Annotated in this window: 20 protein-coding genes; 18 read left to right on the top strand and 2 right to left on the bottom strand. The window is 44.8% G+C overall.

All coding sequences use genetic code 11. The annotated features are described in order from the left end of the window. Positions 1–22: 22 nt before the first annotated feature. Positions 23–1,204 (bottom strand): NO-inducible flavohemoprotein, encoded by a 1,182-nt coding sequence (gene hmpA, locus D5I41_RS07270; protein ID WP_119009266.1) that lies wholly within the window; start codon positions 1,202–1,204, stop codon positions 23–25. A 108-nt stretch (positions 1,205–1,312) separates the two neighbouring features. Here hmpA and nsrR point away from each other — a divergent pair, with 108 nt between their 5' ends. The 8 genes from nsrR to rplI all read left to right on the top strand — a co-directional run bounded on the left by nsrR (position 1,313) and on the right by rplI (position 7,507). Then, on the top strand, positions 1,313–1,738 hold the full coding sequence (gene nsrR, locus D5I41_RS07265; RefSeq protein ID WP_119009265.1) for a nitric oxide-sensing transcriptional repressor NsrR: 426 nt from the start codon (positions 1,313–1,315) through the stop codon (positions 1,736–1,738). Positions 1,739–1,839: 101 nt separating this feature from the next. After that, complete coding sequence (rnr, locus tag D5I41_RS07260) at positions 1,840–4,296, top strand: ribonuclease R (RefSeq protein WP_119009264.1); 2,457 nt, start codon at positions 1,840–1,842, stop codon at positions 4,294–4,296. Positions 4,297–4,308: 12 nt separating this feature from the next. Beyond that, a complete protein-coding gene (rlmB, locus tag D5I41_RS07255; protein WP_119009263.1) occupies positions 4,309–5,046 on the top strand; it encodes a 23S rRNA (guanosine(2251)-2'-O)-methyltransferase RlmB in 738 nt (245 codons plus the stop codon). Positions 5,047–5,111: 65 nt separating this feature from the next. Next, positions 5,112–5,888 carry a nitroreductase family protein gene (locus D5I41_RS07250; protein ID WP_119009262.1) on the top strand — a complete coding sequence of 259 codons (777 nt, stop codon included), beginning with the start codon at positions 5,112–5,114 and terminating at the stop codon, positions 5,886–5,888. A 189-nt stretch (positions 5,889–6,077) separates the two neighbouring features. Continuing rightward, complete coding sequence (rpsF, locus tag D5I41_RS07245) at positions 6,078–6,467, top strand: 30S ribosomal protein S6 (RefSeq protein WP_017027503.1); 390 nt, start codon at positions 6,078–6,080, stop codon at positions 6,465–6,467. An 8-nt stretch (positions 6,468–6,475) separates the two neighbouring features. Next, positions 6,476–6,778 carry a primosomal replication protein N gene (gene priB, locus D5I41_RS07240; RefSeq protein ID WP_186811130.1) on the top strand — a complete coding sequence of 101 codons (303 nt, stop codon included), beginning with the start codon at positions 6,476–6,478 and terminating at the stop codon, positions 6,776–6,778. A gap of 16 nt (positions 6,779–6,794) precedes the next feature. Further along, a complete protein-coding gene (gene rpsR / locus D5I41_RS07235) occupies positions 6,795–7,022 on the top strand; it encodes a 30S ribosomal protein S18 (RefSeq protein ID WP_000090472.1) in 228 nt (75 codons plus the stop codon). 32 nt (positions 7,023–7,054) lie between these two features. Continuing rightward, a complete protein-coding gene (gene rplI, locus D5I41_RS07230) occupies positions 7,055–7,507 on the top strand; it encodes a 50S ribosomal protein L9 (RefSeq protein WP_119009260.1) in 453 nt (150 codons plus the stop codon). A gap of 73 nt (positions 7,508–7,580) precedes the next feature. Here the strand turns inward: rplI and D5I41_RS07225 are convergent, their stop codons facing one another. After that, a complete protein-coding gene (locus D5I41_RS07225) occupies positions 7,581–8,303 on the bottom strand; it encodes a DUF481 domain-containing protein (protein ID WP_119009259.1) in 723 nt (240 codons plus the stop codon). 271 nt (positions 8,304–8,574) lie between these two features. Here D5I41_RS07225 and D5I41_RS07220 point away from each other — a divergent pair, with 271 nt between their 5' ends. The 10 genes from D5I41_RS07220 (at position 8,575) to D5I41_RS07175 (ending at position 19,975) form a co-directional block, all read left to right on the top strand. Further along, positions 8,575–9,975 (top strand): replicative DNA helicase, encoded by a 1,401-nt coding sequence (locus D5I41_RS07220; RefSeq protein WP_119009258.1) that lies wholly within the window; start codon positions 8,575–8,577, stop codon positions 9,973–9,975. Positions 9,976–9,983: 8 nt separating this feature from the next. Continuing rightward, positions 9,984–11,078 (top strand): alanine racemase, encoded by a 1,095-nt coding sequence (gene alr / locus D5I41_RS07215; protein WP_119009257.1) that lies wholly within the window; start codon positions 9,984–9,986, stop codon positions 11,076–11,078. Positions 11,079–11,295: 217 nt separating this feature from the next. Then, positions 11,296–12,948 (top strand): glucose-6-phosphate isomerase, encoded by a 1,653-nt coding sequence (gene pgi / locus D5I41_RS07210; protein WP_119009256.1) that lies wholly within the window; start codon positions 11,296–11,298, stop codon positions 12,946–12,948. Positions 12,949–13,069: 121 nt separating this feature from the next. Beyond that, positions 13,070–14,050 carry a tRNA dihydrouridine(20/20a) synthase DusA gene (gene dusA, locus D5I41_RS07205; protein ID WP_119009255.1) on the top strand — a complete coding sequence of 327 codons (981 nt, stop codon included), beginning with the start codon at positions 13,070–13,072 and terminating at the stop codon, positions 14,048–14,050. A gap of 199 nt (positions 14,051–14,249) precedes the next feature. Then, entirely contained in the window at positions 14,250–14,456 is a 207-nt protein-coding gene (locus D5I41_RS07200) for an envelope stress response protein PspG (RefSeq protein WP_017027495.1), read from the top strand. 83 nt (positions 14,457–14,539) lie between these two features. Beyond that, positions 14,540–15,199 carry a TIGR04219 family outer membrane beta-barrel protein gene (locus tag D5I41_RS07195; protein WP_119009254.1) on the top strand — a complete coding sequence of 220 codons (660 nt, stop codon included), beginning with the start codon at positions 14,540–14,542 and terminating at the stop codon, positions 15,197–15,199. A 146-nt stretch (positions 15,200–15,345) separates the two neighbouring features. Then, positions 15,346–15,576 (top strand): thymidylate kinase, encoded by a 231-nt coding sequence (locus D5I41_RS07190; RefSeq protein WP_119009253.1) that lies wholly within the window; start codon positions 15,346–15,348, stop codon positions 15,574–15,576. Between the two features lie 112 nt (positions 15,577–15,688). Next, positions 15,689–17,494 (top strand): assimilatory sulfite reductase (NADPH) flavoprotein subunit, encoded by a 1,806-nt coding sequence (locus tag D5I41_RS07185; RefSeq protein WP_119009252.1) that lies wholly within the window; start codon positions 15,689–15,691, stop codon positions 17,492–17,494. Beyond that, on the top strand, positions 17,494–19,209 hold the full coding sequence (cysI, locus tag D5I41_RS07180) for an assimilatory sulfite reductase (NADPH) hemoprotein subunit (RefSeq protein WP_119009251.1): 1,716 nt from the start codon (positions 17,494–17,496) through the stop codon (positions 19,207–19,209). Before D5I41_RS07185 ends, cysI begins: the two co-directional genes overlap by 1 nt. After that, positions 19,202–19,975: a phosphoadenylyl-sulfate reductase gene (locus D5I41_RS07175; RefSeq protein WP_119009250.1), complete on the top strand. Its 774-nt coding sequence runs from the start codon at positions 19,202–19,204 to the stop codon at positions 19,973–19,975. The genes cysI and D5I41_RS07175 overlap by 8 nt, the downstream gene beginning before the upstream one ends. The last annotated feature ends 400 nt before the right edge of the window (positions 19,976–20,375 follow it).

The raw sequence follows: 20,375 nt of genomic DNA, 5'->3' as shown, positions 1-20,375 counted from the left end.
TCAGTCAAAAACTGAGCGGATATCAGAGTACTTTGTGAGGCCCAAAGCATTCGTAATGAATCTGGTCTTGGTTAATGCCTTGCTCTACTAATTGTTTAGCAGCGAATTGCATGAAGGGTACTGGACCACAAAAGTAGACTTCAGCATTGCTAGGCAGTTGTGTACTGTTGAGTTTAGAGAGATCAATCAGACCCTCATATTGATAATCTTCAGCCTGCACGTCTGAGCTCAACGGTGAACGATACCAAGTGAGGTGTTGAAAATTTTGCTGCTTACAAACCTGCTCAACATTGTCTTTAAAGGCATGCTGCTCTCCATTTTCCGCAGCGTGTATCCAAGTTACAGACTGCTCGCGTCCTTGAAGTGTTTCTAGCATAGAAAGCATAGGTGTTAGACCTACACCAGCAGAAATTAGCACAATAGGGTTCTCAGATTCAGCTTGTAAGAAAAAGTCACCTGCTGGCGGTGCAAGTTGTACTGTATCACCCACCTGCAAACTCTGGTGTAAATAGTTAGACACGACACCTTGGTCTTCTCTCTTCACCGAAATGCGATAAGTCTTACCGTTTGGCGCTGCTGATAGGCTGTATTGACGAATTTCCTGATTATCAAAAGCATCAGAATTTAAGTAGATACCTAGGTATTGTCCTGGAGTGAAGCCAATGACTGGCTTGCCATCGATTGGCTCAAATACAAAACTGGTGATAACTGAGCTTTCAACGGTTTTTGATACCACCTTGAAGTCTCTCAGACCGCGCCAGCCACCGTCCGATGTCTCTATCTCGCTGTAGATTTGCTCTTCTCGTTGAATGAAGATATCAGCCAGTACGCCATAAGCTTTACCCCATGCAGTAATGACTTCCTCACCTGGTGACAAGAGTTCGTCGATGCTCGCAAGAAGGTGAGTACCCACAATGTTGTATTGTTCTGCTGTGATCATAAAGCTGGTGTGCTTTTGAGCGATTTTCTCTACAACGGGCAATAGGGCACCCAAGTTGTCTATGTTGGTTGCGTAACCACAGATCGCATTGAATAGTGCTTCGCGTTGATGACCATTGCGCTGATTGCTCATATTGAAAATGTCTTTCAATTCAGGGTTATGTGCAAACATACGATCGTAGAAATGAGCCGTCAGTTTAGGGCCTGTTGCAGCTAAAATTGGAGCGGTTGCTTTAACTGTATCTATTGTTTTTTGGTCCAACATTGAGAGAATCCTATAAAGGTGCATTTGAAATATATGTTTAATATTCTATAAAATGTATATTAAAGTCAACAAAAGAATTACACTTATGGAACGATACGGAGTACCACTATGCAAATTACAAGCTTTACTGACTATGCCATCCGCACTCTCATCTACTTAGCAGCACTCAAAGATGATGAACTGACAAACATTACCCAGGTCAGTGAAGTGTTCGATATTTCTCGCAATCACATGGTTAAGATTGTTAACAAACTAGGGCAAACCGGTTTTATTGAAACTATTCGAGGTAAGAATGGTGGCATTAGACTGAATAAGCCAGCGAGTGAAATAAATATAGGGCATGTAATTAGAGAACTAGAACCACTGAAGGTCATCAATTGCTCCCCCGAATTTTGCCATATTACCCCTGCATGCCGACTTAAAGGTTACCTGCACAAGGCAAAGGAAGCGTTTTTGGCAGAGCTCGATAAATGCAATCTTGATGATTTGGTGGATGATAATTCCGATCTGATGATTCTGTTGTCCAAGGGCTAGACGTAAAAAGCGAATATTTCATTAATTTTTAAAGCATTTTTTCCTTGTGGGGCATTACTAGAATATACTTTACTCAATTATTCTAATTAATGAGCACCCCCATGTCCGATTCTAATTCTCTTGACCCCCATGCAGATCGAGAGGCGAAAAATTATGAAAACCCAGTACCGAGTAGAGAGTTTATTTCAAGCTTTCTAGAAAGTGCTGGCGCACCAATGAATCGCAATGATTTATTTACTGCCCTTGAGCTTGATGGTGAAGAACAATATGAAGGCTTACGTCGCAGGCTAAATGCTATGTTGCGCGATGGCCAGTTAGTGTTTACTCGTCGTCAATGCTTCGCCTTACCAGAAAAACTCGAGATGATAAAAGGGCATGTAATCGGTCATAAAGATGGCTATGGTTGGGTACGCCCTGAGGGCGTGATTGGCAAAGAGCATGACCTTGTTCTGCCATTCCATCAGATGCGTGGCATCATCCACGGTGACTATGTTCTCGCTCAAGAATCTGGCACCGATAAACGAGGCCGAAAAGAGGCTCGTATTGTTCGAGTGCTTGAAGAGCGTTCAATGCAGATCGTTGGTCGCTTCTTCTTGGAGTTTGGACAAGCGTACGTTGTCGCCGATGATTCAAGAATCCATCAAGATATCCTCATCCCTAAAGAACATAGAATGGGTGCTCGAATGGGGAATGTCGTTGTTATCGAGATCACCGACAGGGGGAGTCGTTCTCGAGGCATGACAGGTCAAGTGGTAGAGGTACTGGGAGAAAACCTAGCACCGGGCATGGAAACTCAGATCGCTATTCGTACACACCAAATTCCAAATGAATGGCCTGAAGAGGTCACCAAGCAAATTGCTTCCCTTGAAGAAGAAGTGCCAGAGCAGGCGAAAAAAGGGCGTGTTGACCTTAGAGAGTTGCCATTAGTGACCATCGACGGCGAGGATGCCCGCGACTTCGACGATGCCGTTTTCTGTGAGAAGAAGAAAAGTGGCGGCTGGCGTTTATGGGTAGCCATTGCCGATGTTAGCTACTACGTTCGTCCGGATTCCGCACTAGACAAAGAGGCCATTAATCGTGGTAACTCTGTGTATTTCCCTTCTCAGGTTGTACCTATGCTGCCTGAGGTGCTCTCGAACGGCTTGTGTTCACTAAACCCAGAAGTAGATCGCTTATGTATGGTCTGCGAGATGACGATTTCCGAAAGCGGTAAGCTGTCTGGCTATAAGCATTACGAAGCCGTGATGAACTCTCACGCTCGTTTAACCTATACCAAGGTGAACGATATTCTCAATGGCGATGAAGAACTTAACCAGCGCTATGAGCCTTTAGTACCGCATCTTCAAGAACTGCATAATATGTATCGTACTCTTAAGACGGCTCGAGACGGCAGAGGGGCGATAGAGTTTGAAACAGTAGAAACTAAATTTATCTTTAATGCGGACAGAAAGATTGACCGCATTGAGCCTGTTATTCGTAACGATGCCCATAAGCTTATTGAAGAGTGCATGATCTTGGCAAATATTGCCTCGGCTTCATTGGTAGAGAAATTAAAAGAACCCGCTCTGTATCGAATTCATGAATCTCCAGGAGAGCAACGATTAGTTGGCTTCAAGGACTTCTTGAGTGAGCTTGGCTTAACCCTAAATGGTGGGCTAGAGCCGTCCCCGACTGATTACGCCGATTTGATGCACGTTGTAACCCAGCGACCGGATAAAGAGCTGATTCAAACAATGTTGCTACGCTCAATGAAGCAAGCTGTGTATAATCCCGACAACGCTGGACACTTTGGACTGGCACTGAAGCGATACGCACACTTCACTTCTCCTATTCGTCGTTACCCTGACTTATTGTTGCACCGAGCAATCAAGTACTTGATTGCTAAACAGGAAGGTCATAACCAAGACCGATGGACTCCAACAGGAGGCTTCCATTACTCCTTTGATGATATGGATGTCTATGGTGAGCAGTGCTCAATGACAGAGCGCCGTGCCGATGATGCAACTCGTGATGTAGCCGATTGGTTGAAGTGTGAGTACATGCAAGACCATGTGGGTGAAGAGCTCGATGGTGTTATTGCCAATGTGACGGGTTTTGGTTTCTTTGTGAGGCTGACTGAGCTACACATCGATGGATTAGTGCATATATCTGCATTGGCCAATGACTATTATCGCTATGATGCAATTAGTCAAAGATTGGTGGGTGAAAGCTCAGGCCAGATATATCGTTTAGGTGATCAGGTTAAGGTGAAGGTGTTAGCCGTTAACCTCAACGACAAACAGATTGATTTTGAATTAGCGGGTACGGTACGTACGCCTAAAGGCAAAGGAAAAACGGCGAAGAAACGCCTAGTAGAAGAAGCGAAGCGCTTTGACAAAAAGAAAGAGGATGCAGCAGGAAAAGGCCGCTCCAAGCGTGCGAAGACTATGGTAGAACCTACGGTTCGTCCAGATGGCAGCTCTGATGAGAAACCAGCATCGAAGAAGCGAAAGTCGCAAAAAGCCCGAAAGAGTAAAGCACGTAGCAACAAGAATAAAGCGCGTGATTCGAAGAAATAAGAGAAGCAAATAATGAGTAGCGAATATATTTACGGTATCCACGCAGTTAAAGCGGTACTAGAGAAAGATCCTGCACGCTTTATTGAAGCGTTTGTTTTAAAGGGGCGTCAGGATGACCGTTTGTTACCTTTAATCAATCAGCTTCAAGCATTTGGTGTGTCGATTCAGCAAACCGGCCGTAAGGCGTTGGATGACAAAGCAAAGGGCGCAAACCATCAGGGCATTATTGGTCGTGTTAAGGCAGCTAAAGCTCTAAATGAAAACGACCTAGATGTGATCTTAGCGTCTCAGACTAATCCATTACTTTTAATCTTGGATGGTGTTACGGATCCGCACAACCTAGGTGCTTGTCTGCGTAATGCAGATGCGGCGGGTGTAGCGGCAGTGATTGTCCCTAAAGATAAATCAGCCCCTCTTACTGCTACGGTAAGCAAAGTGGCGTGTGGCGCAGCAGAAACCGTGCCACTGGTTCGCGTAACGAACCTAGCGCGTACTATGCGTCACCTGCAAGAGCAGAACGTTTGGATCGTAGGTACGGCTGGTGAGGCAACTCATGATGTATATCAGAGCAAGCTAACCGGACCTTTAGCTATCGTGATGGGCGCTGAGGGGGATGGTATGCGCCGTCTTACTCGTGAAACCTGTGACGATTTGATTAAGATCCCAATGGCTGGTTCAGTATCAAGCCTGAATGTTTCTGTTGCTTCTGGTATCTGCTTATTTGAAGCAGTGAGACAGCGTCAAGGTTAAGTGTAATTAACCCATGATAAAATAGGAGCTTCGGCTCCTATTTTTGTATCAAGGATTAGATCTTCATGGACGTTTTTCAGGCCCTTCACTCTCATCGCTCCATTCGCGAATATAAAACCCAACCCATTTCAGAGCAGACCCTCAATGAGGTTCTAGAGGCCGGTATTCGCGCTTCATCATCGGGCAATATGCAGTCCTATTCCATCATAGTGACGAAAGATGAGAAGCTTAGAAAGGCATTGTATGACCCTCATATGCAGCAATCTATGGTGGTAGATGCCCCAGTATTGCTGACGTTTTGTGCCGACTTTAGACGCATGCGCAAATGGCTAGCGCAAAGTGGTGCTCCGCTAAATTTCGATAACTTCATGAGCTTCATGATTGCAGCCATTGATGCCACACTGGTCTCGCAGAATGTGGCCATTGCAGCAGAAGCGAAAGGGCTGGGCTTGTGTTACATGGGCTCTACCTTGGCCAATTGTGAGCAAATTGGAGAGATACTCGAACTTCCTGAAGGTGTTGTACCTGTTGTAGGATACTCACTAGGGTATGCAGATGAATCTCCACAAGTGCGTGACCGCTTGCCTCTGGCAGGCCTAGTGCACAATGAGGTATACCAAGACCACACCGAGCAGCAGATCTCAGATATCTATCAACAGCGAGAAACCGCAGGTTGGCAACGTTATATGGCGTTTCCCGAGCTTAAGCAGATGATTGAAGAGTCTGGTGTAGAGAATTTGGCTCAGGTTTACACTAAGTTAAAATACACCAAAGAGTCCCATATTGAATTTTCACAGTCAGTTCTTAGTTACCTTAAGAAACAAGGGTTTATGAACCAGTAGCCCCAATAGATGAAAGAGAAATGGGGACGGGAAAACTATATTCTGTAGAAGCCCCTTTTTTACTTGATCTTACTGACTGCTTTCTGTACTATTTGCCGTCCTTAAAACTCGGTCATTTATCTTTAGTTCCTTGCTTCCTCTGGACGACCGAGCCATTCGTGGAAGCTAATAATCCGTAAGGAGCAACACATGCGTCATTACGAAATCGTATTCATGGTGCACCCTGATCAAAGCGAGCAAGTTGCTGGCATGATCGAGCGTTACACTGGTTCTATCAACGAAGCTGGCGGTACTATCCACCGTCTAGAAGACTGGGGTCGTCGTCAACTGGCTTACCCAATCAACAAGCTTCACAAAGCTCACTACGTTCTTATGAACGTTGAAGCTGATCAAGCTGTGATCGACGAGCTAGAAACTGCTTTCCGTTTTAACGATGCAGTTCTACGCAACATGATCATGCGCACTAAAGGCGCTGTGACTGAGCAATCAATCATGCTTAAGCAAAAAGAAGAGCGTGCAGAGCGTGCTCCTCGTCGCGAAGAGCGTACTGAAGCTAAGCCAGAAGCATCTGCTGAGTAATTGATTGTATGACCAATCGAATGGACTTAAGCGGCATTGTTGCTAAAGACCCTATTCGAACACAAAGCCCCTCGGGGATATCACATTGCCAGTTTTGGCTCGAGCATCGCTCAAATGTGATGGAAGCTGAGCTTCCAAGACAGGTTTACTGTCGAATGCCTGTAGTGGTGAGTGGCAAAGGGTCACACACATTAACTCAAGAACTAGTTAAAGGCAGTACAATCAGGGTAAGCGGCTTTGTTGCTTATCAAATGAGTCGAAATGGCTCAGCAAAACTGGTTTTACATGCCCAAGATATCACTCAAATTTAAGATCAGGAGATAGCCCATGGCTCGTTTCTTCCGTCGTCGTAAATTCTGCCGTTTTACTGCAGAAGGCGTACAAGAGATTGATTACAAAGACGTAGCAACTCTTAAAAACTACATCACTGAAGCTGGTAAAATTGTACCTAGCCGTATCACTGGTACAAGCGCTAAATATCAGCGTCAACTAGCTCGTGCAATCAAGCGTTCTCGCTACCTAGCACTACTGCCGTACACTGATAAGCATCAGTAATCGGCACCGTTTATTAAATAGAGGATTAAATAATGCAAGTTATTCTACTTGATAAAATCGGTAACCTAGGTGCACTTGGCGATACTGTTAACGTTAAATCTGGTTACGCTCGTAACTACCTTATTCCTCAGAATAAGGCAGTAATGGCTACTAAATCTAACGTTGAAATGTTTGAAGCTCGTCGTGCTGAACTAGAAGCTAAAGTTGCTGAGCAACTAGCTGCTGCTGAAGCTCGTGCTGAGAAAGTTAACGCTCTAGAAGCAGTTGTTATCGCTTCTAAAGCTGGTGACGAAGGCAAACTATTCGGTTCTATCGGTACTCGTGACATCGCTGACGCTGTTACAGCTGCTGGCGTTGAAGTTGCTAAGAGCGAAGTTCGTCTTCCTGAAGGCGCACTACGTAACACTGGTGAGTTCGAAGTAAGCGTTCAACTTCATTCTGAAGTTTTCGCAACTGTGAACCTACAAGTTGTTGCTGCAGAGTAATTCTTTACTCTAAAGACGATTTTAAAACACCGGCCTTGGCCGGTGTTTTTTTATGTCTAAAAAATGAGATTTGCTAGAAAAGGAACAGCAGGTTAACGGAGAATACCGAGTCGGTATTGCTTAACCCATCGGGTACTTTGTTGTGGTACTGACGGTTATGCACCAGCTTGAGTGCGATATCGTTGGTGATCTCATTGATGACAGAAATTTCGGTATCTGTTCTGGTGTTACTCTCACCGGCAACAACCGTTACATTACCGCTTATTGCTAAAGTCTTGATTGGCTTCCAAGTCATCGCTAGGTTGGTACGAATGATGGCTTCGCTGACCGTTTCAGGAAATACGATATCGTCATCGTCAATTTCATCTAAATTGGGCTCTTGGTAACGAAAACCAGGACCGAGCTCACCCTCAATCAATAAATACTTGGTATTCATAAGCTGGTAACCCAGACCCGCTGAGATAGTGTAATCCGTAAAGTAGGCGCTGTACTTGGAGTCATAGCCACTAAAACTTGAGTAGGCGTAGCTCTTAGGGCCTAACTTATAATCCCCTTGCAGGTCGTAAGTCGATTGGCGTTTATCTTCTTCACCGTCTTTATACAGCAGGTAATACTTCCACTCACCGGTTAAACGATAGCGATTCTTGATGTATTCGCCACTGAGACGAGCGTTTAGAGATTCTGAGTCTGAGTTTCCAGAGTGAGCCTGGTAACCAAACTCGACTTCACTCTTGAAGGGGGAAGGACTCTCGATATCCGTATCAGTAAGCTCTTCCGCGTGGAGCACTGAGCACATCAGAGACCCCAGACAAAATAGCAATTTTTTAGACACGAAATACCTCTAGCATAAAATAGCGCTGGCGCATTGTACCCCAACTTTTTGGTTAAGCGTCAAGCTTAGGTAAAAAATTATACAGTAGCTATTATCTCAACTCTAAAGCTGCCATTCTAGAGACAATGGAATAAGTTAATAGTTTTCATGATGATATCTATTAAAGATAATTTTCTAAACACATCATCATTAGCATTGGTATAATGCAAAGAACAGCAAGTCACTGAGCACATTCATGGTAGATCAACGAACAAACACAAAACAAGATTCCCAAGTCGATGCAATCAAAGCGCCTCCACATTCATTAGAGGCTGAGCAATCGGTAATTGGTGGACTATTGCTGGATAATGAGCGTTGGGATACCGTTGCCGAAAAAGTGATGGCAACAGATTTTTATAGTCGCCCGCATAGATTGATCTTTGAAGCGGTGAAAACCCTTCTTGAAGACAGCCAGCCACTTGATTTAATTACGCTATCTGAGTTCTTAGAACGTCGTGAGCAACTTGAAGATGTGGGTGGGTTTGCTTATCTAGCCGACCTTGTAAAGAACACACCGAGTGCGGCAAACATCAATGCGTACGCTGAGATAGTGGCAGAGCGAGCCGTCGTTCGAAGCCTGATTGGTGTGGCTAACGAGATTGCAGATGCAGGTTATGACCCACAAGGTCGTTCATCAAGTGATCTTGTCGACTTTGCTGAGAGCAAGGTTTTTGCCATTGCCGAAGAGCGCAGTAATGAGAAAGACGGCCCGCAGAATGTCGATAACATTCTTGAGAAAACTCTGGAGCGCATTGAGGAGCTATACAAAACTCCTCAAGATGGCGTAACGGGTGTAGATTCTGGCTTTAACGATTTGAATAAGAAAACGGCAGGCCTACAGCCTTCGGATCTGATTATCGTTGCAGCTCGTCCATCTATGGGTAAAACCACATTTGCGATGAACCTGTGTGAAAACGCAGCAATGAGCTCTGATAAGCCTGTTCTAATTTTCTCTCTAGAGATGCCCTCAGAACAGATTATGATGAGAATGTTGGCCTCTTTATCACGTGTTGACCAAACCAAGATTCGTACCGGTCAGTTAGACGATGAAGATTGGGCCCGTATCTCATCAACCATGGGCATTCTGATGCAAAAGAAGAATATGTTCATTGATGATAGCTCAGGCCTAACACCAACAGAATTACGCTCTCGCGCAAGACGAATAGCCCGTGATAATGGCGGATTAAGCCTCATCATGGTCGACTATCTGCAATTGATGCGTGTACCCGGTATGCAAGACAATCGTACCTTGGAAATATCTGAAATATCGCGCTCCTTGAAAGCTCTCGCGAAAGAGTTACAAGTGCCGGTTGTTGCACTTTCTCAGCTCAACCGTTCCTTGGAGCAACGTGCTGATAAACGTCCGATCAACTCGGATCTTCGTGAATCAGGTGCGATCGAGCAGGATGCCGATTTGATCATGTTTATTTACCGCGATGAGGTTTATAACCCAGACAGTTCTATGAAAGGAACGGCAGAGATCATTCTAGGTAAGCAACGTAACGGCCCAATCGGTTCTGTTCGTTTAACATTCCAGGGTCAGTTCTCTCGCTTTGATAACTACGCAGGTCCCGCATTCGATTATGACGACGAGTAGGAGCTGGCATGAGTAGATTGCAAGCTGCTGTAGCATCAATTAATACCGATGCCCTTTGCCATAATATAGAAATGCTGCATAAACAGGCGCCTAGTAGCCGTTTACTCGCGGTTGTTAAAGCTAATGGTTATGGGCACGGTTTATTAGAAGTGGCCAAACACGCTCAAGGTGCAGATGCCTTTGGTGTCGCTCGCGTAGAGGAAGCACTGCAGCTTCGTGCGGGTGGTATTGTTAAGCCCGTATTGTTACTGGAAGGCTTTTACTCGGCGAGTGATCTACCTATCTTAGTCACCAACAACATACAAACAGTGGTGCATTGCGAGGAGCAACTAGAGGCTCTAGAGCAAGCCGAGCTAGAAAACCCTGTGGTTGTGTGGCTGAAGATGGATACAGGAATGCACCGTTTAGGTGTGCGTCCTGAACACTATGATGAGTATATCCAGCGCCTACATAACTGCAAAAATGTGGCTCACCCCCTACGTTATATGAGTCACTTTGGCTGTGCTGACGAGCTAGAAAACCCAATCACTTCGCAACAAATTGAGCTATTTAAGAGCACGACTGCCAATTGCACCGGTGAACGCTCAATCGCGGCTTCTTCTGGCATTTTGTCTCGTAGTGATAGCCATTTTGAGTGGGTGCGACCTGGCATCATCATGTACGGAGTATCTCCATTTAGCGATAACGATGCGCAGCAGTTAGGCTACCGCCCTGTCATGACACTACGCTCGCACCTTATTGCTGTTAACGAACTTAAGGCCGGTGAAAGCGTGGGGTATGGCGCAAACTGGACTTCAGAGCGAGATACAAAAATCGGTGTGATTGCGGTTGGCTATGGTGATGGTTACCCTCGCATGGCACCTAATGGCACGCCCGTCTTAGTGAATAACCGCAAGGTCCCATTGGTTGGGCGAGTATCGATGGATATGCTGACCGTGGATCTCGGTCCAGATGCTAGCGACAAAGTCGGTGATCCTTCTGTGCTTTGGGGAGAGGCGTTACCTGTAGAAGAAGTTGCAAGGTATGTAGGAACCATTGCTTATGAGTTAGTGACTAAGCTCACCTCTCGAGTGATACCTGTTTACACTAAAGACAGCATTTAGCCAACTAAACTGTGAACTAAGTCAACAACTGCGTCAAACGCATCAGTGATAATCCCAAATCAGCCGCAGAACACGGTACATTAGAACAAATTATTAAAGTGGTGGTGCGAAACAATGCACGGTCACTAAAACCAGTATCAGGGGAGTTTAACAATAGAGTCGCTCCGTCTGCTCTTTGTTAAACACAACTTAAAATTAGAAATAATGGGAACTCACAATGTTGAAAAACATCAATCCGACGCACACCGATGCTTGGAAAGCCTTAACTGCTCACTTTGAATCAGCTCAAGATATGGAGATGAAAGATCTCTTTGCACAAGATTCAGAGCGTTTTGATAACTTCTCTAAAAACTTCGGCGACGACATCTTAGTTGACTACTCAAAGAACCTAGTTAACGACGAAACCATGAAGCACCTGTTTGATCTTGCGAAACAAACAGAGCTAAAGTCTGCGATCGACGCAATGTTCTCTGGCGAGACCATCAACAAAACTGAAGGACGCTCTGTTCTTCACACTGCACTTCGTAACCGTAGCAACACTCCTGTTGTTGTTAATGGCGAAGATGTAATGCCAGCAGTAAATGCGGTACTTGAAAAGATTAAATCTTTCACTGACCGCGTTATTGGTGGTGAGTGGAAAGGTTATACGGGCAAAGCAATCACTGACGTAGTGAATATCGGTATCGGTGGCTCTGACCTAGGTCCATTCATGGTGACTGAAGCACTAGCACCATACAAGAATCACCTAAACCTACACTTTGTTTCTAACGTTGATGGCACACACATCGCTGAAACGCTTAAGAAAGTGAACCCAGAAACAACATTGTTCTTAGTGGCTTCTAAGACGTTCACTACTCAAGAAACAATGACAAACGCACACAGTGCGCGTGACTGGTTCCTTGCAGAAGCACAAGATGAAGCACACGTCGCTAAGCACTTCGCTGCTCTTTCTACCAATGGCCAAGCAGTGTCTGAGTTCGGTATTGATACTGACAACATGTTTGAGTTCTGGGATTGGGTTGGTGGTCGTTACTCTCTATGGTCAGCAATCGGTCTTTCTATTGCACTAGGTGTAGGCTACGACAACTTCGTTGAGCTACTTGCTGGTGCTCATGAGATGGATAACCACTTCAAGTCAACGGATCTTGAGAACAACATCCCAACGATTCTTGCGCTTATCGGTATTTGGTACAACAACTTCCACGGTGCTGAGTCTGAGACGATTCTTCCATACGATCAGTACATGCACCGTTTTGCGGCTTATTTCCAGCAGGGCAACATGGAATCAAACGGTAAGTACACAGACCGTAACGGTGATGCTGTTGATTACCAAACTGGCCCAATCATTTGGGGTGAACCAGGTACTAACGGTCAACACGCGTTCTACCAGCTGATCCATCAAGGCACTAAACTGATTCCGTGTGACTTCATTGCACCAGCAATCAGTCATAACCCAACGGGCGACCACCACCAAAAACTAATGTCGAACTTCTTTGCTCAAACAGAAGCATTGGCGTTTGGTAAGTCTCGTGAAGTGGTTGAAGCAGAACTTGTTGCTGCAGGCAAATCAGCACAAGAAGTGGCTGAGCTAGCACCATTCAAGGTATTTGAAGGCAACCGTCCAACAAACTCTATCCTTGTGAAGCAAATTACTCCGCGCACGCTGGGTAACCTAATTGCAATGTACGAGCACAAGATCTTCGTTCAAGGTGTTATTTGGAACATCTTTACCTTTGATCAGTGGGGCGTGGAACTAGGCAAGCAACTAGCAAACCAAATCCTTCCTGAGCTAGCTGACAACTCAGCAGTAGATTCTCACGATAGCTCTACTAACGGTCTGATTAACGCATTTAAACAATACAAAGCGTAATTTATCTACCCTTATATAAGGCCAGCCATAGTGCTGGTCTTTTTTATGTCTGTAATAAACTGGTCTATTTTATAGACAGGATGTAGAATACGCCCTCATTTTTATTCGCGGACTGAACCTTATGTACCCATCTTCTAGACTCTCTATCGCTCCGATGCTCGATTGGACGGATCGTCACTGTCGATACTTTCACAGGTTGCTGTCGCAAAACACTTTGTTGTATACCGAGATGATAACAACGGGCGCGATTATTCATGGTAAGGGTGACTTTCTGCGCTTCAGCGAACAGGAGCACCCTATTGCTCTTCAGCTTGGCGGTTCAAACGCAAAAGACCTAGCGCACTGTGCAAAGCTGGCACAGGAGCGTGGCTATGATGAAGTGAATCTCAACGTTGGCTGTCCATCAGACCGAGTTCAAAACGGTAAGTTTGGTGCTTGCCTTATGGCTGAGCCACAATTGGTTGCAGACTGCATTGCAGAAATGAAATCGGTCGTTGATATCCCTGTAACAGTGAAAACGCGTATTGGTATCGACGACCAAGACTCGTATGAGTTTTTGACCGACTTTATATCAACAGTTAACGAAAAGGGTGGCTGTGAGCACTTTACTATCCATGCTCGAAAAGCTTGGTTAAGCGGTTTAAGCCCAAAAGAAAATCGTGAAATTCCACCTCTAGATTACCCACGAGCTTACCAAATTAAGAAAGACTTCCCGCATCTAGATATTGGTGTGAACGGTGGAGTGAAAACACTAGAAGAAACGTTAGAGCATCTTGAGCACCTTGATGGCGTGATGATTGGTCGAGAGGCTTATCAAAATCCATACCTCTTGGCTGAAGTGGACCAACGTATCTTTGGTCAAGACAAGCCTATAATTAAGCGTAGTGAAGTGGTTGAACTTATGTACCCATACATCGAGCAGCAACTTTCGGAAGGCGCTTACCTAGGGCATATCACTCGTCACATGCTAGGTCTGTTCCAAAGTATGCCGGGCGCTCGCCAGTGGAGACGCTACATCAGTGAAAATGCACACAAGCCCGGTTCCGGTATCGAGGTTGTTGAGGCTGCCTTGGCTAAAATCCCTAAAGAGCTAGGTGTGTAAAACTCACCATTAACTGGTTATTTTTACTAAATTTAATTCTTAAAAGGGCCCTCACTTTTGGTGTGGGCCTTTTTTATTGTATTTAATCAATGGGTTAATGCGTTGTTTGCGGTTGGCAAGGTACTTGCTTTATATATGTAGTAATGGGGTTTACGTGCGATGTTACCCCGACCTATTAACCTGTAGTTGGAGAGTGTCTATGTTTGAGCTACTTATGTTGTTGATGTTCTTTGGCGTATTTTTCTTTACCGGCCTAACTTTCTTTGGCCTATTGATGGCATTTTTCGTTGTGTTTGCGTTCAGCCTAGTATTGGGTTTACTGGGAGCGGCGCTTAAGTTCTTGCCCTATATCCTACTTGCCGTTGTGATCTACTGGGTGCTTAAGCGTACAAGCGCATGTTCATGATGTTAGTTATTGATTTAACTAAGGTGTATGTATGCTAGTATCTGCTCATATAGTAACGATTTTAGTTTTCTTGGGAGTGGAAAATGAACAAATGCACTTTAATTGCGGTCGTAGGAGCCAGTGCATTAGCAAGTTCTTGGTCGGCGCAGGCAAAAGTCGCTGAGCCAGGTGTTCATGGTAAGATTACTGCAGACATGTTATGGGGCAGCACAAAGATCAGAGAAACTCGTCAAGAAGATGACGAAATTCCGGTCCTAGCCGCGCAAATCGAACACGATGTGCCTTATCTGCCTAACTTTAGAATCCGTTATACGGCATTAGATACCCAATACATTGCTCATGATAAGTTCGATTACACCTTCTACTATCGACCTTTGAGAACTGAAAATCTTGAGTTAGACCTTGGCTTCACTTTGACCGACTATCGCAATAGTTTCTATGAAGATACCGAAACAAACAAAAGTGGCGATTTTGATGGCATCATTTTTAGTTGGTACGCCAATGCATTAATTGCCGTTCCTAATACAAATCTTGCGGTCATCGGTGAGTTTGATTTTGGTGAGACATCCGATATTAAATCTGCAGACCTAACGGGTGGTTTGCAGTACACCTTCGATCTAGATTCGGTCGATTTGGTTGTGCGCGGTGGCTACCGCGTGATGGACTACACCTTTAAAGAGTTTGATAGCAAAGCCTATGGCTTTGTCGACGGTTGGTTTGTCGGTGGACAGGTCGCTTTCTAAAGAATCAATTAAAATGATAAAGCCCATCCTCGGATGGGCTTTTTATTGCCTATAGCTTAGGGCCTGGTAATTGATAGCTGTTCTCAATTCGCATTTTCACGGGTTTGGTCCATCCTTAGTAGAGTTAAACAGGAGCAAGCTTTTATATGACAATCAATGAACTTCGTGTGTTATATCGCTCTGAGCGTTTGGTAGAAGCAATCGTAGAACAAGCCGACCAAGATGGCTTGTGGGTGGTTGAGTTTAGAGACAGTCATGGAGGAATACTTGCTCTTACTGATCCGCAAGGAGAACAGCGCTATTACAATGACTTAGACTCTGCTTCTAAGAGTGCGATGGCGGTTGGATTTAGCCAAGTGAGAGTAGAAGTATTGTAGGTAAAACTCTTTTTCATTCCTTTTGATTATTAAACATACCCCTTTATTCTTTATTGCTATTACAAATAGTAGGTAATCTTATGGTCACGTAATATACAGGGATAACGTGACCATGTTGCTTAAGGATCTTTCTGGCTTTGCTACTCCGTTGAGTGATAATCAAGCCAATCAACTAAAACAGGCCGCCGCCGAATTATCGCCACAGCAGTTGGCTTGGGTTAGTGGCTATTTCTATGGCATCAGCCAAAACCATTCTTTAGCTTCTGTTCCAGATACAGCGCCTGCTGTAGCGACAGCTTCTCAGCTTTCTATCATCTTTGCCTCGCAAACGGGGAATGCCAAAGGTGTCGCTAAGCAATTGCATGCCAAGGTTGTAGAGCAAGGGTATCAGGCCAAGCTTTACGATGCCGCAGACTACAAGCTAAAGAATCTAAAAAATGAAACGCACGTAGTGATCGTAGCTTCTACCAATGGTGAGGGAGAAGTCCCAGACAATGCCATTGAATTTTATGATTATCTAACCTCCAAGAAAGCACCCAAGCTAGACAAGTTGCAATACGCGGTTGTAGGGCTAGGGGATTCTAGCTATGAGTTCTTCTGCCAGACGGGTAAAGACTTTGATGCAGCTCTAGGCAAACTTGGGGCGACCGCCTTTTTAGATAGAATCGATTGTGATGTGGATTACGAGTCTCCCGTTGCCGCGTGGCAATCACAAGCACTCAATAAAGTGGCTGAGCTATTCAAAGAAAACTCTCCAGGGACGCAAAGCGCAGTGGTTCAATTGCCTGTGTCTGCAAGCCAATCTCAATACACTAAGCAAAACCCATATACCGCTAGTCTGCTGACCAACCAAAAAGTTACCGGTCGTGACTCAACAAAAGATGTCAGACACATCGAAATTGATTTGGAAGAATCGGGTATTACTTACCAACCCGGTGATGCGCTAGGTGTTTGGTATAAGAATGATCTTCAGCTGGTGGACTCTATTTTAGCCATCGCATCTATAGATAAAGATGATCAAGTGGAGATTGATGGCGAAATCCTATCCATAAAACACGCGCTCGTAGAATACTTTGAAGTGACAGCTTCTAATCCTCAATTTGTTTCTCAATACGCTGAGAAGTCGGGGAGTAAGAAACTCCTCAAGCTTATCGAAGATAAAAGCAAGCTAAGAGAATACGCCGCTCGAACGCAAGTGGTGGATGTGTTAGCTGAGAAAAAAGCAAAGCTTAGCGCAACAGAGCTAATCGCTATGCTACGACGCCTAACTCCTCGTCTCTATTCCATCTCATCTTCACAAGCAGAAGTGGACGAAGAGGTTCATCTAACTGTCGGGGTAGTCGAGTACGACACCAATAAAGGTCAGAGAGTAGGTGGTGCTTCAGGTTTCTTATCTCATGCGCTTGAAGAAGGTGAAGACGTCAAGGTGTTCATTGAACACAACAACAATTTTAAATTACCAACCGATGACAACACCCCAGTGATCATGATTGGTCCAGGCACAGGTATTGCACCGTTTAGAAGTTTCTTACAAGAGCGCGACGCGAGAGAAGCGGAAGGCAAAAACTGGCTGTTCTTTGGTGACCGTACCTTTACTCAAGACTTTCTGTATCAGCTTGAATTTCAGCGCTACCTAAAAGATGGCTTATTGAGTCGCTTAGATGTGGCGTTTAGTAGAGATGGAGCAAACAAGGTCTACGTTCAAGACAAGCTTAAGCAGAATGCACAACAGGTTTGGCAATGGCTACAAGAGGGTGCCTATCTCTATATCTGTGGTGATGCTGATCGAATGGCCAAAGATGTTCAGTCGACACTACTCGAAATCGCACAGCAAGAAGGTGGGCTAAATCCAGAAAGCGCGGAAGAGTGGTTAAAAGACCTTCGCAAACAGAAAAGATATCAAAGGGACGTGTACTAATGGAAAAGCAAGCTGTATTGGGTGAAGAGCTAGGCCCACTTTCTGACAATGAAAGACTCAAAAGAGAAAGTAACTTTTTGCGCGGTACCATTACCAACGACCTCGACAATGAGATTACGGGTGGATTCGATGCAGATAACTTTCAGTTGATTCGTTTTCATGGGATGTATCAACAAGATGATAGAGACTATCGCAATGAGCGAGCGAAGCAAAAACTAGAGCCCCTGCACAATGTAATGCTAAGAGCGCGTATGCCAGGAGGCGTAATTACGTCGAAGCAATGGTTAGCCATCGATGAGTTTGCCACTGAAAGCACTATGTACGGCAGTATTCGTCTTACGACTCGCCAAACGTTTCAGTTTCACGGAGTGCTAAAGCCAAATATCAAGCTGATGCACCAAACGCTAAACGCTATCGGCATTGACTCAATCGCTACAGCAGGAGACGTGAACCGTAACGTATTATGTACCAGTAATCCGGTGGAAACTGAGCTGCATCAGCAAGCCTATGAGTGGGCAACAAAGATCAGTGAGCATCTATTACCAAAAACCAGAGCTTATGCAGAGATATGGTTAGATGGTGAGAAGCATGAATCTACCGATGAAGAGCCAATTCTAGGTAGTAACTATTTGCCTCGTAAGTTTAAAACAACGGTAGTCGTACCACCGGATAATGATGTTGACCTGCACGCTAACGATCTTAACTTTGTGGCGATTGCGAAAGACGGAAAGTTGGTCGGCTTTAATGTCCTTGTTGGCGGTGGGCTAGCCATGACACATGGTGATACGTCTACCTATCCAAGAAAGGCCGATGAATTTGGTTATATCCCTCTTGATAAGACGCTAGAGGTTGCTGCCGCCGTGGTATCAACGCAACGTGATTGGGGTAATCGTTCTAACCGCAAAAATGCCAAGACCAAATACACTCTAGACCGAGTGGGTGTAGAGGTATTCAAGCAAGAAGTCGAAAAGCGCGCCGCTGTTAGCTTTGAGCCTGTGCAATCTTACGAGTTAACCCATAGGGGTGATAAGTTTGGCTGGTTGGAAGGCATTGATGGAAAGCATCATCTGACTCTGTTTATTGAAAATGGCAGGTTGCTTGATTACCCAGGCAAACCCTTAAAGAGTGGAGTGGCTAATATTGCCAAAATCCACAAAGGGGATCTGCGCATGACCGCTAATCAAAACCTAATAGTGGCTGGCGTAGATGCAAAAGATAAAGAGCAGATTGAAAAGATAGCCTTTGAAAGTGGGCTACTCGATCCTGCTACGTCTCAACAACGAAAAGACTCAATGGCCTGTGTGGCATTTCCAACTTGCCCATTAGCGATGGCAGAAGCAGAACGCTTCCTCCCTCAATTTGTGACTGATGTAGAAGGGATACTAGAAAAGCACGGACTTAGTAAAGACGAAAGCATTATATTGCGTGTTACGGGGTGCCCTAATGGTTGTGGGCGAGCCATGCTGGCCGAAATTGGTTTGGTAGGCAAAGCGCCAGATAGATACAACCTGCACCTTGGTGGCAACAAAGCCGGTACTCGTGTTCCGAAGATATATAAAGAGAACATCAGTTCAGCTCAAATATTACAAGAGATCGATTTGCTGGTGGCTCGTTGGTCGAGTGAGCGTTTACCAGAAGAAGCATTTGGGGACTTTGTCATTAGAGATGGCATCGTAGAAGAAGTCTTAGTATCTAAGAGGGATTTTCATGCTTGAACTTACTCAAAAACCAAACCTGAAAGAGATAGTCAAACTCAACAAGGTAGAGCAGAGTCTAGAGTTAGCTAAACTTAATGCTGATTTAGAGGACATGACCACAGAGCAAAGAATTGCTTGGGCATTGGAAAACCTGCAACAGAACGTCGTGCTCTCATCTAGTTTCGGTGCTCAAGCTGCGGTGATGTTGCACCTAGTCACGAGGCAGGCACCGAATATTCCGGTGATACTAACGGATACCGGCTACCTATTTCCTGAGACTTACCAGTTTATAGATGAGCTAACCCTGCTTTTAGGTCTCAACCTAAAGATATACCGAAGTTCTTTAAGTCCGGCTTGGCAAGAATCGCGATTCGGCCAATTATGGGAAAAGGGCGTAGAGGGTATTACTCAGTATAACCAGTTAAATAAAGTCGAACCGATGCGCAGAGCACTATCTGATCTTAATTCGGGGACATGGTTCTCTGGATTAAGAAGAAGTCAGTCTGATTCTAGACAGGGGTTACCGGTTCTATCTATTCAACATGGAGTATTTAAGTTTCTTCCAATAGTGGATTGGACATCGGCACAAGTAGATAGCTATATAGAGGAGCATGCACTGCCTCAGCACCCTCTTAAAGAACAGGGCTATCTCTCTATTGGTGATATTCATACTACCACTAAGCTCGAACCGGGTATGAAGGAGCAAGACACTCGATTCTTCGGTCTTAAAAGAGAATGTGGGTTACACGAAGATAATGCAGAGCAAGACGGCTCAGGAATTTAATCTTTTAGTAGTTCCTCCTTCTATTACTCTCTATACAGAAAAAGAAACCGCTCATGCGGTTTCTTTTTTTATTGTCTGTCGCATATGAAATTAGCCTATTTAGAATAAGTCTGTGGATAACCTGTACCTAACTAGGGGGTAAAAATAGATAAATAAGCCTTTCACTCAAAAAACGAGCGAAAAGGCTTTTTTCTTAAATTTATTGAAAAAAAGCCTTGCCAATGTGACGAGCATCTCTATAATGCGCCTCACTGACACGGCAGAGCGCACAACGCTTCGCAGTAGTTCAGTAGGCTAACTAGCCGAACCATTTGAGTTTAAGTTCGATTCGAAAATAAATTCAAAAAAGTGTTTGACACTGAGGTTCAAATCGCTAGAATGGCCGTCCGCTTTGAGAGGT

The organism is Vibrio superstes (assembly GCF_003569005.1).
Classification (GTDB): Bacteria; Pseudomonadota; Gammaproteobacteria; order Enterobacterales; family Vibrionaceae; genus Vibrio; species Vibrio superstes.
Note: the sequence above shows the minus strand (reverse complement) of the source record. Positions and strands in the feature narration are given on the sequence as shown.